Source organism: Thalassospira sp. (genome assembly GCF_030690045.1).
GTDB lineage: Bacteria > Pseudomonadota > Alphaproteobacteria > Rhodospirillales > Thalassospiraceae > Thalassospira.
On the sequence record NZ_JAUYHK010000009.1, the window covers coordinates 166987 to 182175 of the forward strand.

A 15189-nucleotide genomic window follows, 5' to 3' on the forward strand; every position below is an offset into this window, starting at 1 on the left:
CGCCCGCCGTGCAAAACGCCCGGCAAGGCCGACAGCTCCCGCCACGATCCGGGCAGGCGCGGCCAACCACAAGGCGCACCTCGGGCATCCGCCACCCAAAACCGTCATTCCCGCGAACGCGGGAATCCAGACAGCCGCCGGGTATCTGCCAGCTTCGCCAACAGGCCACCTTCGGACCCACCACCCGTTCCTGCAACCTCCGGCAATGCCGGATGGCTCCCGCCCGATCCGGGCAGGACGCGCCACTGACAAGACGCAACTCGGGCGTCTTGACAAACGGCCGGGTTAGCGGACCCGCGAAGTGCCACCGTAATGGCTTTTCCACCCGCCGGTCATCCTCTTGCGGACTGGCCCGACGCCTTGTCTGTCTTTGTATCGCTGCATCATCGTCTCTTTCCTCTGGCCCAAACGCAAAAACCCGCAAGGCAGAAGCCTTGCGGGTTTCGGTCCGGGCGGAATTGTCCCGTTGACTTTTCTGTTATGCCACACTGAAAAGAACAAATCAAGAACTTTTTTCAAAAAATCCGAAAAAACTTTCAACACCTCTCCCCCATCCCCTTAATCCTGATAAAAATCAATGCGCTAACGGTATATGCGAAAAACCGAAAACAAACCTTCATCCCCTTGTACCTGCGCGGTATGGTTATCGCACATTATGCCGGATGAAAATCATGACGCCAGATATGACGACAGACTGGAACGCCATCAAAACCGCCACCTTGCCCGCCAATTGCGGGTGGCGAGGGGATTATCGGGTGCGGTATTCCGAAATCACGGCCAATGGCAAAGCCACCCTGCCCGCATTGGCCGATTATATGCAGGATGCCGCCGGATGGGGGGCAAAACGAATCGGGCTGGCCTATGACGATACGGTGGATCAGGGGGTGGCATGGGTTCTGGCGCGCATGGTGATAAATGTCCGCGATTATCCCGACAATGGCGATATCATCACGGTCGAAACCTGGCCGTCGGGCATAACGCGCCGTGCCGCCACCCGCGATTTCCGCCTGTGCGATGCCACCGGCAGGATCATCGCAGTGGCGCAAAGTTTCTGGGCACTGTTTGATCTTGATACCCGCCGGGCGGCACGCTGGCCGGACTGGCTGATGGCCCGCCTGCCCGATCCGCCGGGGCCGAAACTGATCGACCCCGCCTTGCACCCGGCACTGGCACCCGGCCCCCTGCCCGATTGCGACACCCTGAAAGCCCGGCCATCGGACCTTGATATATACGGGCATGTCAATAATGTGCGGCTGATGCAATGGATCTTGGGGGTGGCCGGAACCAACAGCACACCGGACTTTCAACCGGCCATGATGGATATCCGCTTTCGCACCGAAATCCGGGTGCAGGAACGGGTAACAGTCCGCCATGCCAATGGTTTTGCCGCCATTGTCCGGACATCGGATGATACCGAACTGGTGCGCGCCCATATCATCGCGCCGGATACGCAACAGGGTTAAAGCAAATCGGCAACAGGCCGGAAACTTTTGCGATGATGCGCACAGGGCCCAAACAGGGTCAGCCCGTCCAGATGCTTTTTAACCCCATACCCCGCATTGCCCTCCCAGCCAAAATGCGGATACCGCCCCGCAAGCCGGGTCATGGCGCGGTCGCGCACCACCTTGGCGATGATTGATGCCGCCGCAATCGACAAGGACAGGCTGTCACCCTTGACCACGGTTTGCACGCAACAGGGCAGGCCCGGATCGCGATTGCCATCCACCAGGGCATAATCGGGGCAGTGCGGCAGGCGCGCCACCGCCCGGCGCATCGCCACAAAGGTCGCCTGAAGGATATTGATCGCATCAATTTCCCGTACCGAAGCCGCCCCGATGCCAATATCGGCACAGGAAAAAATCAGTTTTGCCAGATGATCGCGTTTTTTGGCCGGGATTTTCTTGGAATCGTTTAATTCATCCAGCAATTCCGGGATCAGCCGCCCGTCCCGCGGCAAAATCACCGCTGCGGCCACCACCGGCCCGGCCAAGGGGCCACGACCGACCTCGTCGATCCCGGCGATCCGGCCTGTATATTGATCCTCGATGGTGAAATCCGGCATTTTTCTGACAACGGTCAGAGTTCAGGAACGGGTTTGCGTGCCGGTTCCGTGCCGGTTGTCGGCGCATCCACATCATCTTCCTGACCAATCGCGTCAAAGGTCGCCCATCCTTCTACGCCGCCGGTTTTCGGCAGATCCTTGTCGGGATCGGCATGATCCAGCATATAGGCCTTGGCGATCACATTCGCCGTGATGGGGGCTGTCAAAAGCAAAAACAGCGTAATCAGCAATTCATGGATCGTGAAACTGTCCTGCAACAGCCAGAAATACAACATAGACGCCACTAGAATCGAGCCAACGCCCAGTGTTGTCGCCTTGGTCGGGCCGTGCAGGCGTGTCATCAGGTCGGGCAACTTGACCAGACCAAACGATCCGACCAGCGCAAAAAACCCTCCGATAACAATCAGGGCCGAAATGATAATTTCAAGGATGAACGACATCGTTACGGTTCCTATTCAATGATGTCGCCGCGCAAGATGAACTTGCAATAAGCAACCGTTGACACAAACCCGAACATCGCCACCAGCAATGAAACCTCGAAATACATGCTGGTTGCCCGGCCAATACCATAAAGCACAATCAGCGCAATCGCGTTAATCGCCATCGTATCCACCGCCAGCACCCGGTCCGCCACCGTTGGCCCCGCCACCAGTCGCCACAGATTAAACAGCAAGGCCAGCCCGACACATCCAAAGCCGAAATTCAGCGCATATTCGATCATTCGAAAATCTCCTTCAGACGGCGTTCGTAGCGGGATTTGATATCGTCCACCACGCCTTGCGGATCAGGTGCGTGCAAGCAATGCACCAGCAAGGATCTGGCATCGGCCGACAGATCGCAACTGACGGTGCCCGGCGTCATGGTAATCGTTCCGGCCAGCGCCGTTATGCCCTCGGACGAAGTGATATCAAGCGGCACGACGACAAATCTGGAATCAAGCCGGTCCGCCCGGCGAAACAGGATCAGTCCGGCGACAATCACATTGGCGACCAGAATATCCCACAACACCACAAGGATATATTCCACAACCCCGCGATAATTGGTGATTTTCGGACGTCCCGGCCAAAAGGCGCTGGTGATGACCGGAATGACAATCCCCAGCAACAACCCGAAAACAAGCGCACCCATCGAAAAACTGTTGATCAGCAGCATCCAGACGGCTGTCAGAACCAGGGTCAGTAACGGGTGAGGAAGATAACGCTTCAACATCTCTATTGTCCTTTCATCTACCCTTATTGCCCGCTACCGGCGGCAGCTTCGCTGGTGTCCGTCTCGGCTTCAACCCCGGTCATTTCCGAAATCGACAAACCATCCGATGCCGTCACCGCATCCGGGCCCAGAACCGCACCGATATAGCCCGATGTGTCAAATATCTGGGCCGCTGTTGCATCGAGATAACCGACAATCGGGGCGGCAAAAACCGTCAGGGCGACCATCGCCGCCACCATGCCGCCTGCGGCAACAATTGGCAAAACTGGCCACTCGGTTTCCCCGGTTTCGATCTGTCCTTCGACCGACGCACTTTTCCAGAACAAAACACTGCCCGCCCGCCCAAATCCGACGATGCACATCAACGAGGTGACAAGGATCACCGACCAGATCCACACCGCCAGATCGCTTTCGCGTGCCGCATCAAGGATCAGCAATTTGCCGACAAAACCGCTCAGCGGCGGCATCCCGGCCATGGCAATGGCGGCACCAAAAAACAGTACCGCCAACAGACCCGATTGATGAAATCCCGGTGCGGTGCGCAAATGATCGCCCTGTTCGCCCCGCCGCGCCATAATCAGATCGCCAATCAAAAACAGCGCCGCCCCGGCAAAGGTAGAATGCAGCAAGTAATAAAGCCCGGCCGACATCGCGTCTGGCGTAAACAGCGAAATCGCAATCAGCAAGGTGCCCATCGAACCGATCACCGCAAAGGCAATCAACCCGTTCAGCCGTTTGGCCGCCAGAACCCCGGTCATGCCAAGCGCCAGCGTCACAAGGGCCGCCGGCATCAGATAAGGCGCCGCCAGCCACGCCATATCGCCCGCCCCCTCGCCAAAGGCCAGCGAATAAACCCGCAAGATCGAATAGGCCCCGACCTTGGTCATAATGGCAAACAGGGCCGCAACCGGGGCCGGCGCATTGGCATAAGTCCCCGGCAACCAGAAATGAATCGGCACCAGGGCCGCCTTGACGGCAAAAACCAGCAACAGGATCAGTGCCCCTGCCCGCAACAAGGCCTGATCGCCTTCGGTGACCAGCGGCACCTTGACCGCCAGATCGGCCATGTTAAGCGTCCCGGTCACCCCGTAAATCAGGCCAACCCCGATCAGAAACAGCGCCGATCCGGTCAGATTGACCACAACATATTGCACACCGGCCTTAAGACGTTCGGCCCCGGCCCCATGCAACATCAGACCATAAGAAGCAATCAGCAGGACTTCAAAAAACACAAACAGGTTGAACACGTCACCAGTCAGAAACGCGCCATTGATCCCCATCAGCTGAAACTGAAACAGGGCATGGAAATGCTTGCCGCGTTTGTCCCACTGACTGGACGCATAAACCACCACGCCAAGGCCCAAAACAGACGTCAGCAGCACCATCATCGCCGACAGACGATCCAGCACCAGCACAATACCAAAGGGGGCAGGCCAGGCACCCAGCGCATACATTTCCGGGCCGTGACCCGATGCATACACCACCAGGGCAACCGCCACCGCCACCATCGCAACCGTGGCGGCAATCGAAAACACCCGCTGCAAAACAATATCATGGCGCACCGCCAGAACGATCAGGGCTGCCATAATGGCCGGCAGCACGATCGGAACGATCATCCAGTGACCCATCAGTTTTTATCTCCGGATTCCGGTGTCCTGTCCGGCAGGCCATCAATATGGTCATTGCCGATTTCAAGATAGGTGCGCAAGGCCAGCACAACGACAAGGGCCGTCATGCCAAATGAAATCACAATCGCGGTCAACACCAGCGCCTGGGGCAACGGATCGGTATAGGCCGTTGCATCGGGCGACAGGATCGGCGGCAAATCAATCGCCAGACGCCCCATTGCCAGCAAAAAAACATTGACCGCATAAGTCAGCAACGCCAACCCGACCACCACCGGAAAAGTACGCCCGCGCAACATCAGATACACACCGCTGGCGCACAGGATTCCGATGCTGCTTGCTACCAGAAATTCCATTGGATCAGGCCTCTTTGCTGGGGGACGGGGCCGCTGCCGACGGATCATGATCCATCGGTTCGACATTGATTTCGACATGTCCGGCCATGCGTTCAACCTGCGACAATTTCGCCAGCGCCAGCATCACCGCGCCAACCACCGTCAGAAACACGCCCAGATCAAAACCCATGGCACTGGCCAGTTCAAAGGTGCCGACAATGGGCCAGGTAACATATCCATAATCGCTGGTCAGGAACGGAAAACCGCCCACAACCGCCGCAAGCCCGGTAATCCCGGCGGCGAGAACGCCCAGCGCGATCATACCATGATAATTGGCCTTCAGCCGATTTTGCGCCCAGCCAAACCCCGACGCCATATATTGCATGATCAGGGCAATCGAAACGACCAGACCGGCGATAAAACCACCGCCCGGTTCCCCGTGACCGCGCAGGAAGATATAGGCTCCGACCATCAGCGCCAGTGGCAACATCACACGGGTCGCCACCACCGTCATCAGGGGATGGCGATCCTTTGACCGGCGTGCCTGCACGACCCAACCGGCCAGACGTTTGGCTGCCTCGCCCTGGGTCACGGTTTCAATCAGGGCAAAAATCGCAAGGGCGGCAATGCCCAGAACGATGATTTCGCCAAATGTATCAAAACCACGGAAATCAACGAGGATCACATTCACCACGTTATTGCCACCCCCCCCGACATAGGATTGCGCCAGATGATAATCCGAAATCGAGGCATAATCGCGGGTCATCACCGCCCATACCGCCCCGCCCATGCCCAGACCGGCAATCGAGGCAATCAGGCCATCGCGGAATTTGCGGCTGGTGGTACTTTCTTTCGGGCTTTCCTTGGGCAGGATATTAAGCGCCAGCAACATCAGGATGACCGTCACCACCTCGACCGAAATCTGGGTCAGGGCAAGATCCGGGGCCGAAAAATACACAAAACCCAGCGACACAATCAGGCCAACCACCCCGGACAACAGCAGACAGTACAACCGGTTATGATGGGTAAAGACAACGGCGATACAACTGACCACCAGCAACACCCAACCGATCAGGGCGGGCAAGGTCACCGGCAAGATGGCACGGGTGCCTGCCAAATGATCGGCCTGGGCATAAAAGCCCGATGCGCCAATCGCCACCGCCGCCACAATCATCACCGACAGATACCGTTGCAACGATCCGTCATGCAGATTATCGGAAATCAGGCGCGACAGGCCGACGATCCGGGCAATCACGATATCAAACATTGCCTTGGCATCGGGCCGTGACATGTTTTCCATCGCCGATGACAGGCCACCATGCCGCCACAACAGCAACAACCCGCCAATAATCGCGGCAATACTCATGCCCAGCGCCGGATTGACCCCGTGCCACAACGCCAGATGATAATCGGGCAAAGCCCCGCCAATCACCGCCGCCGATGTCACCGCCACCAAAGGCCCGGCAACAACCGCCGGAAACAGACCGATCAGAACGACCAGCACCACCAGAAAAGCGGGCGGCGCCCACATGCCAAAGGGTGGATCATGCGGGTGGGCCGGATAATCATCGCGGCGCGGTCCGAAAAACACATGCACCACAAACCGGAAGGAATAGGCCACCGAAAACAGCGCCCCGATGGTCGCCAGCAACGGCACCAGCCAGTTCAGATCGAACCATGTGGTTTCCCATGCTTCCTGCAACATCATTTCCTTGGACAGGAAACCGTTTAACGGGGCGACACCGGCCATCGACAGGGCGGCAACAATCCCGATGGTGGCCGCCACCGGCATCAGATGCATCAACCCGCCCAGACGGCGGATGCTGCGCGTACCGGTTTCATGGTCGATAATGCCTGCGGTCATAAACAATGCGGCCTTGAAAGTCGCATGGTTGATGATGTGAAACACCCCGGCCACCGCCGCCATCGGGGTGCCAAACCCAAACAGCATGGTGACAAGGCCCAGATGACTGACGGTGGAATAGGCCAGCAATCCCTTGAGATCATCCTTGAACAGCGCAATCCATGCGCCCATCACCATCGTAATCAGACCGGCGGTCGCGACGATATAAAACCATTCCGGCGTACCCGACAAAACCGGCCACATCCGTGCCATCAGGAAAATACCCGCCTTGACCATGGTTGCCGAATGCAGATAGGCGGAAACCGGCGTCGGGGCGGCCATTGCATGCGGCAACCAGAAATGAAACGGGAATTGCGCCGACTTGGTAAAACAGCCCAACAAGATCAAAATCAGGGCCGGAACATACAGCGGCGAGGCCTGGATCAGATCGGTGTTTTGCAAGATCACGCTCAGATCATAAGACCCGACGATATTGCCCAGAATCAGCATCCCGGCAATCATCGCAAGCCCGCCTGCCCCGGTCACGGTCAGCGCCATGCGCGCGCCCTGTCGGCCTTCGGGCAGGTGTTTCCAGTATCCGATCAGCAGGAACGAACTCAAACTGGTCAGTTCCCAGAAAATCAGCAGCAACAGAATGTTGTCCGACAGCACGATTCCCACCATCGCGCCCTGAAACAACAGCAAAAACACATAAAACCGCCCCATCGGATCGTCTTTCGACAGATAGAACCGGGCGTAAATAATGATCAGAAGACCAATGCCAAGGATCAGGCTCGCAAACAGAAAACCCAGACCATCCAGAAAGAAGGTGACATTCAGGCCCAACCCGGTCAGCCAGTCATAGCGGACGGAAATCACCTCGCCGCTGAAAACCGCCGGGGCCTGAACGGCCAGCAAAATCAGGGCCAGCAGCGTGACAGAACCGGTCGCAGTGGCGCATGCATTGCGCCCCGCCCTGATCATAATCGCGGGCAAAACCGCGCCAATGAAGGGAAGCAAGACAATGAGGGTGAGACTCATGAAAGGCCCTTATGGTTGGATGTGCGGCACGCCCCGACGTGTCACAGCAAGAAAATTCTGGCAAAACCTAATATCTGCTTTGAAATTGGTCAAGAAAACCCGACATGTGCACGATTATTGCCACTCAGAGTCAAGTGATCCATATCACCCCTTGGCCGGTATGGCACGATTATCGCCGCCCTCCGGCCAGTTTGACTGCCTCGGGCATGGCGCGCAAACGCATCATCGCCCATACTCCCAGAAACGGCCCAACCGACAACATCGCAAACGCCGCCCACCACCCCAGATGACCGGCCATTACCGGCACCAGATGGATTGATGCCAGCGAAATGATAAACCCAATGGCATTTTGCAGTGTCAGGGCCGTACCGACCTGATGGGGTTCGGCCAGTTCAATCACGCAGGATGAAAATTGCGCGGAATCCGCCACCACCGAAATCCCCCAGATCAGGCACAGGATGATCAACATCCAAAGCGGTGCCGCCGTCATCGCCCCGATGATCAGGGCGCACAGCCCGCTGATTGTCATGGCGGCAATGGTGACTGTGGTGCGCCCGAACCGGTCGGCCCATAATCCGCCGATCAAACTGCCGACCGCCCCAATCCCGACAATGGCAAAGGTGCCAAGGGCCGCCCACATGCCCGGATTATCCATGCCTTGCCCGTCAAAGGCCTGAAACAGAAACAGCCCGGCCCAGCCCCACATGGCATACAATTCCCACATATGGCCGAAATAGCCATAACAGGCATGGCGCAAGGGCCGGTTGGCGATGATATGCCCCAATGCCCGTGGATCAAATCGCGGCGACCGCCCCGGTGTGCCGCCCAGTGCCACGAACAAAATCACCCCGGCAGCAAGCCACGCCGACAGGCTGGTCGCGACAATCACCCAGCGCCAGTCGAATGGCACCGCCACCACGAACAGATGCGGCAGGGCCGACCCCAATGTCAGCGCCCCGACCAGCAAACCAACCAGAAAACCCGTATCGCCGCGCGACCATGTTGCCACCATCTTCATGCCCACCGGATAAATCCCGGCCATGCAAATCCCGGTGATCAGACGCAAAACAATCACAATCGCGCCATCCATCGGCACCGTCAGGATCAGGATATTGGCGATCCCGGCCAATACTGCCGATCCGGCAAAAAATCGCCTTGGATCGATCCGGTCCGCCAGCCCGAAAATCGCACTGGTTACCGTCCCGATGACAAACCCCAAAACAACCGAACTGGTAAATAACGAGGATTGCACCGCGCCAAGGCCAAATTCCGACCGCAATTGCGGCAGCACCGCCGTTGCCGAAAACCATAGCGCCAGCGCCAGAAGCTGGCACAGCGTCATGGTCGTTACGGCACGTATTTTCCCCGGAATATGCATAGAGATTTCTATCTCATGGTTTTAGGATCTGGCCCAGTTCTAAAAAAGCACCGCCCGGTCAAACCGTGCGGCGCAAGTCTCCCGAGCGGGAATCAGGGACGTTCATCAGAAAGGATCAGCTATAATCACGCCGGTCATCAATCACCTTGCCATCATTGGGCAGGCTACCAGGGGCCAGAATTTCAACGATGCCGCGCAGCTTGCACACCGCTTGTAACGTCTGACCAATAACTGCCACATCACAGGCTGCATCCGGGCTTTCGCAGGCCAGTGTCATCACATCAATATCCTTGTCGCGGGTGACCGTCAGGCGGGCCTTGAGGATCGCGTCATGACGGCGGACCACCTCGGCGATCTGATGGGGATGCACAAACATGCCCTTGATCTTGGTGGTTTGATCGGCCCGCCCCATCCAGCCCTTGATACGGCGGTTGGTGCGCCCGCACGGGCTTGACCCCGGCAGGAATGCCGACAAATCCCCCGTGGCAAACCGGATCAGCGGATAATCCATATTCAGGGTGGTCACCACGACCTCGCCCACCTCGCCCTCATCCACCGGGTCGCCGGTGCCGGGTCGCACGATTTCAAGGATGATATCCTCGGCCACAACCATGCCGCTGCGCGCGTTGCTTTCATACGCAATCAGGCCCAGATCGGCACTGGCATAACATTGCAGCATGGCAATATGACGATCAGCAAACCAGTCGCGCAAGGATTCCGGCAAGGCTTCGCCCGATACCAGTGCACGGGTGATTGATGATGTATCAATGCCCGCCTCGTCCGCCTTTTCCAAAAGGATCTTTAAAAAGGACGGTGTGCCGGCATAGCCGGTCGGGCGGATATCGGCAATCGCGGCCAGTTGTGCCTCGGTCTGGGCGGTCCCCGCCGGGACCACGACACAGCCACAGGCCCGCGCTCCGCTGTCAAACATAAAACCGCCCGGTGTCAGATGATAGGACAGGCAATTATGAATGATATCGCCGGGCCGGAACCCGGCCGCAAAAAAGGCCCGCCCCATCCGCCACCAGTCATCCCCCTTGCCTTCGGGATCATAAATCGGGCCGGGGCTTTGATAAATGCGGCCCAATGCGCCCAACGGCGTAGCATTCAGCCCGGCAAAGGGTGGCTGGGCGGGTTGCAATGTGACCAGATCGGATTTGCGCGTGACCGGCAGGGTCGCAAGGGCGGCCCGGCTGGTGATCGCGCCCGGATTGATCCCGGCCAGAATGTGACCAAAACCCGACGCATGGGTTTGCGCATGATGGATCACCCGCGGCAAGGCCGTCAGCAATCCGGTTTCGCGATCCTTGGGATTGCGGGTTTCTTTTTCATCGAAACGGGTTTGCAGGGGCATGATCAGGTCCGTGGGTTATGCGGTTTGCAGAAAAAGTGGTCCTAAAGCCAGCGTTTGCGGCGTTTGTAGGATTTGATGTTCTTGAAGCTTTTGCGTTCTTCCGAACCACCGCCCAGATAGAATTCCTTGACGTCTTCGTTATTCAAAAGCTCGTCGCGGGTGCCGTCAAGCACCACCTTGCCGCTTTCCATAATATATCCGTAATCGGCGACCTTAAGGGCGAAATTGGCGTTTTGTTCGACAATCAGCATGGTGATGCCCTGATCGCGGTTGATCTTTTCAATGATCCCGAACACCTCGCGCACCAGCAAGGGCGACAGGCCCATCGACGGTTCATCAAGCAAAATCATTTTCGGACGCGCCATCAAAGACCGGCCAATCGCCAGCATTTGTTGTTCACCCCCGGACAGATACCCGGCAAGGCCAGTGCGTTCTTTCAGGCGCGGGAAATACTCAAACACCATATCGATATCGTCTTTGACACCCTTGTCCTTGCGGGTATAGGCCCCCAGACGCAAATTTTCGATACAGGTCATATCTTCGATAATGCGGCGGCCTTCCATCACCTGAAAAATGCCGGACCGCACGATATCTTCGGGGAATTTGTTGGAAATCGGTTGCCCCATAAAGGTGACTTCGCCACGGGTCACCTCGCCGTCCTCGGTTTTCAAAAGACCGGAAATCGCCTTGAGCGTCGTTGATTTCCCGGCCCCGTTCGGGCCAAGCAAGGTCACGATCTTGCCTTCGGGCACATCCAGAGACACCCCGCGCAGGACAAGAATCACATCGTCATAAACGACTTCAATATTGTTGACCGACAATAACGGCGGGGCCGTTTCGATTTTGCGGGCGGGTTCTGCCATGCGTCACCTTTATTGAATGGGCCGTATCTTGATGGAGATATTCGCCGCAATGCCGAAACCGGGGGAAGACGATTGAACCGGTTCCGGCACCAGGCGGGAGACATCAGCCGGATCGATTAATAACCGAGCCAGTCATCACGGCGCGGCAGCGTTACGGTATTGGCCTTGGTCACGGTAGGCACACCGTTTTTGGCCGATCCGATATAAACGCTGACCGTGTTGATGCCGCGATGGTCTTCTGCCGTCCATGACGCGGGCAGGCAAACCCCGTCCAGACCTTCGGGCACCCAGTCGGTGCGGGCATACATGCCCTGTTTGATGTTGGCACCGGTAATGCCGCCATTATCCTTGGCCCATTCCATGGCTTCTTTCATGTAATAGACCGAACAAATGCCGCGAATATAATGATGGGTGCGGAACTGTTCGCCCGACGGGTCGGATACCTTGGAAATTTCGCGTACCAGATCCATGCCCGGAACGCCTTCGTCGGTCCAGAAACTGGTCATGGCCGGAAAGACGTAATTTTCAACATCGCCAATGGTTTTCAGGGTCTCGTAATCCCCGGCCCAGATATTGGCGAGCCATTTCAGTTCGGTGCCGACCGTGCCACAGGATTTGACCAGCGACACCACCGACGGGCCCAGATTGCCAAGATAGCCGTAATTGGTGCCGGATTCTTTCAGGGTCAGGCATTGTGCCTTGAAATCGCCCGGTGCCATCGACACCGTCACCGCCGGGGTCACGCGAAAGCCAAGTTCGGTCGCATATTCCGCGCAGGCTTCTTTCGGGGCATTGGGATAGGGATGGTTGTCGCCGATATGGGTAAAGACCGGTTCGCCTTCCCCACCCGATGCTTTCCAGTCTTCTGCCGCCCACTGTGCCAAGGCACGGCAGGCATCGGAATAAGACGCCCCATAGAAGAAATTATAGGGGGCCGGTTTGGCGGTTTTCGGGTTTTTGCCGGTCGGGTCGGTCAGATGGCCGGAATAGGACGCTGAATAAACCGGTACTTGATCCTGGGCAACGAAGGAAATCAGGGCTTCGGTATCGCCCGTACCCCACCCCTGCATGGCAATCATATTGTTGCGCGACCGCCATTTTTTATAGTTCGCAATCGCTTGCGGCACCTTATAGGCATAATCAACCGATTCAAAATCCATGGTGGTTCCCTGGATCCCGCCATGGGTGTTGACATAAGACAACGCATCACGCACCCCGTCGGCATAAAACTTGCCGATAAAGCCGGTCGCACCGGTAATATCCATCAGATGGCCGACAAACACAGTTTCATCAGCCTTCGCCGTTGCCATCGACAAACCGGTGGCAACAATTGCAGTCGCAGCAATTAGCTTCTTCATCACGACGTCTCCCGTTGGACGTTTCATTGAACACATAGCCTCCCGGTCTGCCCCCTTTTGCTGTCGTTGCCGTTTATCTGGCAAAGACCGGGGGTCTTTTGGTCAGTACGAGAAGGGATAAAGCTTCCAGTACGCCCTGATTTGCTGCCAGCGGTGCGCAAGCCCGTCCGGTTCAAAAATCAGGAACAGGATGATGGCCAGACCGATCGCCATCTCCTTGATATAAGCCAGCCCGTCGGTAACGGCGGTGGTCCGCGCCCAGTCAAATACGCTCATGACACTGACCCCGGCTTCCATTACCTCGGGCAGAAGAACCATGAAAACAGTCCCCATCAATGTGCCTTTGACCGATCCAAGGCCGCCAATAATGATCATGCCCAGAAACTGGATCGACAGCAGGATGGTAAACCCTTCGGCCGACACAAAACCCAGATAATGCCCGTACAGCGCCCCGCCAATCCCGGCATAAAAGGATGAAATTGCAAAGCTCATCAGCCGGTATTTGGTCAGATTGATGCCCATGATTTCAGCCGACAGATAATGATCACGCACCGCCACAAAGGCCCGGCCATCGCGTGACCGCATCAGATTGGCACCCAGCACATACATCACCACCAGAAAGAACAGACAGACATAAAAGAAACTGAAATCATCATAGATTTCATAACCAAAGACATTGACCGGATTGGCTGCCGCCCCCGACGATCCACCGGTAAACCAGTTGGCCCGGGAAAAGAAATCCTCAAGAATAAACTGGGCGGCCAGTGTCGCAATCGCCAGATACAATCCTTTGATCCGCGCCGCAGGCACGCCAAACAGCAACCCGACCGCCGCCGTCATCAAACCGGCCAGCGGAATCGACAGCAAAACCGGAATACCGGTGGTATTGTTGATCCAGGCCGATGCAAACGCCCCAAATCCGAAAAAGGCGGCATGGCCCAGCGAAATCTGCCCGGTAAAACCAACCAGAATATTCAGACCAAGGGCGGCAATCGCAAAATAGGAAATCTGGATGAACAGATTGACATAATAACCATCCAAAACAAACGGGATCAGCGCGGTGGCAACAATCCCCAAAAGGGCGGCATTGCGCACAAAAACCGTATCGAAAATCCGCGTATCCTGACGATAGGTGGTGCGAAAATCACCGCAGGGACGCATTGAAAATCCAGCCATTTTTCTTTCTCCGCCCCGTCCCTAAATACGTTCGATGTTTTTGGTGCCAAACAGGCCGTATGGCTTGATGAACAGGATGATGATCAACACATAAAACGGCGCTATCGAATACAGATTGCCCCAATGCAGATACTGCCCATCGACAAATTCGGCGGTATTTTCCAAAAGGCCGATAATCACACCGCCGACAATCGCGCCGATGATCGAATCAAGCCCCCCCAGAATGACCGCCGGAAACACCTTGATGCCAATGATCGACAAGGCCGACGACACGCCATTGACCATGCCAATTACAATCCCGGCCACGCCCGATACCAGGGCGGAAATCGCCCACGACATGGCAAAAACGGTTTTAACGGAAATGCCAAGGCTTTGCGCGACCTGCTGATCAAACGCGGTGGCGCGCATTGCAAGGCCCAGCTTGGAATATTTGAAGAACCAGTAAAACGCCGCCATGATCACCAGCGAGATCACGAAACTCATGACATAGGCGGTTTCGATCATCATCCCGCCGATACGGATCGACTGGGTTTCAAAAACCCTCGGATAACTTGCGGTGGTCGCCCCAAAAATCCATTTGGTCGCCGCCTGAAAAAAGATCGACAGGCCAATCGTCACCATAATCACCGAAATGACCGGTTCGCCGATCATCGGACGCAACACAACCAGTTGCAAAAGGACACCAAACGCCATCATGAACAGCAAGGTAAAGATAAAGCCCATCCAGAACGGCATCTGCATTTCGACCAGAAAGGCGTAACAGACCCACGCCCCGATCAACAGAAACTCCCCCTGGGCGAAATTGATCACCTGGGTCGATTTGTAAATCAGCACAAAACACATGGCGACCACGCCATACAACGTGCCGACAATCAGACCATTCAGCAAAAGCTGGAACAAAAGTTCAAAATTCATGGTGCCATCCCTGTCATGGCGGGAATGCGA

The 15189-nt window shown here is 56.6% G+C and carries 14 protein-coding genes; 1 reads left to right on the forward strand and 13 read right to left on the reverse strand.

All coding sequences use genetic code 11. From position 1 onward, the window contains the following. The first annotated feature begins 671 nt into the window (after positions 1-671). Positions 672-1463, forward strand: a complete 792-nt coding sequence (locus Q8O73_RS04330) for an acyl-[acyl-carrier-protein] thioesterase (RefSeq protein ID WP_305555505.1) — start codon at positions 672-674, stop codon at positions 1461-1463. On the opposite strand, the gene Q8O73_RS04335 is transcribed toward Q8O73_RS04330, so the two are convergent. From Q8O73_RS04335 to Q8O73_RS04395, 13 genes are all read right to left on the reverse strand, one after another. Further along, positions 1460-2062, reverse strand: coding sequence for a ribonuclease HII (locus tag Q8O73_RS04335; RefSeq protein ID WP_305555508.1), 603 nt, complete (start codon positions 2060-2062; stop codon positions 1460-1462). The genes Q8O73_RS04330 and Q8O73_RS04335 overlap by 4 nt on opposite strands. 14 nt (positions 2063-2076) lie before the next feature. Beyond that, the gene (locus Q8O73_RS04340; protein ID WP_305555511.1) at positions 2077-2502 is read right to left on the reverse strand and encodes a Na+/H+ antiporter subunit G; all 426 of its coding nucleotides are present in this window, start codon (positions 2500-2502) and stop codon (positions 2077-2079) included. An 11-nt stretch (positions 2503-2513) separates the two neighbouring features. Then, a complete protein-coding gene (locus Q8O73_RS04345; protein ID WP_305555514.1) occupies positions 2514-2783 on the reverse strand; it encodes a K+/H+ antiporter subunit F in 270 nt (89 codons plus the stop codon). Continuing rightward, complete coding sequence (locus Q8O73_RS04350) at positions 2780-3271, reverse strand: Na+/H+ antiporter subunit E (protein ID WP_305555517.1); 492 nt, start codon at positions 3269-3271, stop codon at positions 2780-2782. Before Q8O73_RS04350 ends, Q8O73_RS04345 begins: the two co-directional genes overlap by 4 nt. 23 nt (positions 3272-3294) lie before the next feature. Then, on the reverse strand, positions 3295-4899 hold the full coding sequence (locus Q8O73_RS04355; protein WP_305555520.1) for a monovalent cation/H+ antiporter subunit D: 1605 nt from the start codon (positions 4897-4899) through the stop codon (positions 3295-3297). Next, positions 4899-5252, reverse strand: a complete 354-nt coding sequence (locus tag Q8O73_RS04360) for a Na+/H+ antiporter subunit C (protein ID WP_305555523.1) — start codon at positions 5250-5252, stop codon at positions 4899-4901. Before Q8O73_RS04360 ends, Q8O73_RS04355 begins: the two co-directional genes overlap by 1 nt. Positions 5253-5256: 4 nt before the next feature. After that, positions 5257-8115 (reverse strand): monovalent cation/H+ antiporter subunit A, encoded by a 2859-nt coding sequence (locus Q8O73_RS04365; protein ID WP_305555526.1) that lies wholly within the window; start codon positions 8113-8115, stop codon positions 5257-5259. A gap of 169 nt (positions 8116-8284) precedes the next feature. Beyond that, complete coding sequence (locus Q8O73_RS04370; RefSeq protein WP_305555529.1) at positions 8285-9493, reverse strand: MFS transporter; 1209 nt, start codon at positions 9491-9493, stop codon at positions 8285-8287. Between the two features lie 115 nt (positions 9494-9608). Continuing rightward, positions 9609-10847 carry a phenylacetate--CoA ligase family protein gene (locus Q8O73_RS04375; RefSeq protein WP_305555532.1) on the reverse strand — a complete coding sequence of 413 codons (1239 nt, stop codon included), beginning with the start codon at positions 10845-10847 and terminating at the stop codon, positions 9609-9611. Positions 10848-10888: 41 nt separating this feature from the next. Then, the gene (locus tag Q8O73_RS04380; protein WP_305555535.1) at positions 10889-11710 is read right to left on the reverse strand and encodes an ABC transporter ATP-binding protein; all 822 of its coding nucleotides are present in this window, start codon (positions 11708-11710) and stop codon (positions 10889-10891) included. A 116-nt stretch (positions 11711-11826) separates the two neighbouring features. Continuing rightward, positions 11827-13068, reverse strand: coding sequence for an ABC transporter substrate-binding protein (locus Q8O73_RS04385; protein ID WP_305555538.1), 1242 nt, complete (start codon positions 13066-13068; stop codon positions 11827-11829). 102 nt (positions 13069-13170) lie between these two features. Then, positions 13171-14244 (reverse strand): branched-chain amino acid ABC transporter permease, encoded by a 1074-nt coding sequence (locus tag Q8O73_RS04390; RefSeq protein WP_305555541.1) that lies wholly within the window; start codon positions 14242-14244, stop codon positions 13171-13173. Between the two features lie 21 nt (positions 14245-14265). Beyond that, a complete protein-coding gene (locus tag Q8O73_RS04395) occupies positions 14266-15159 on the reverse strand; it encodes a branched-chain amino acid ABC transporter permease (protein ID WP_305555544.1) in 894 nt (297 codons plus the stop codon). Between the last annotated feature and the right edge of the window lie 30 nt (positions 15160-15189).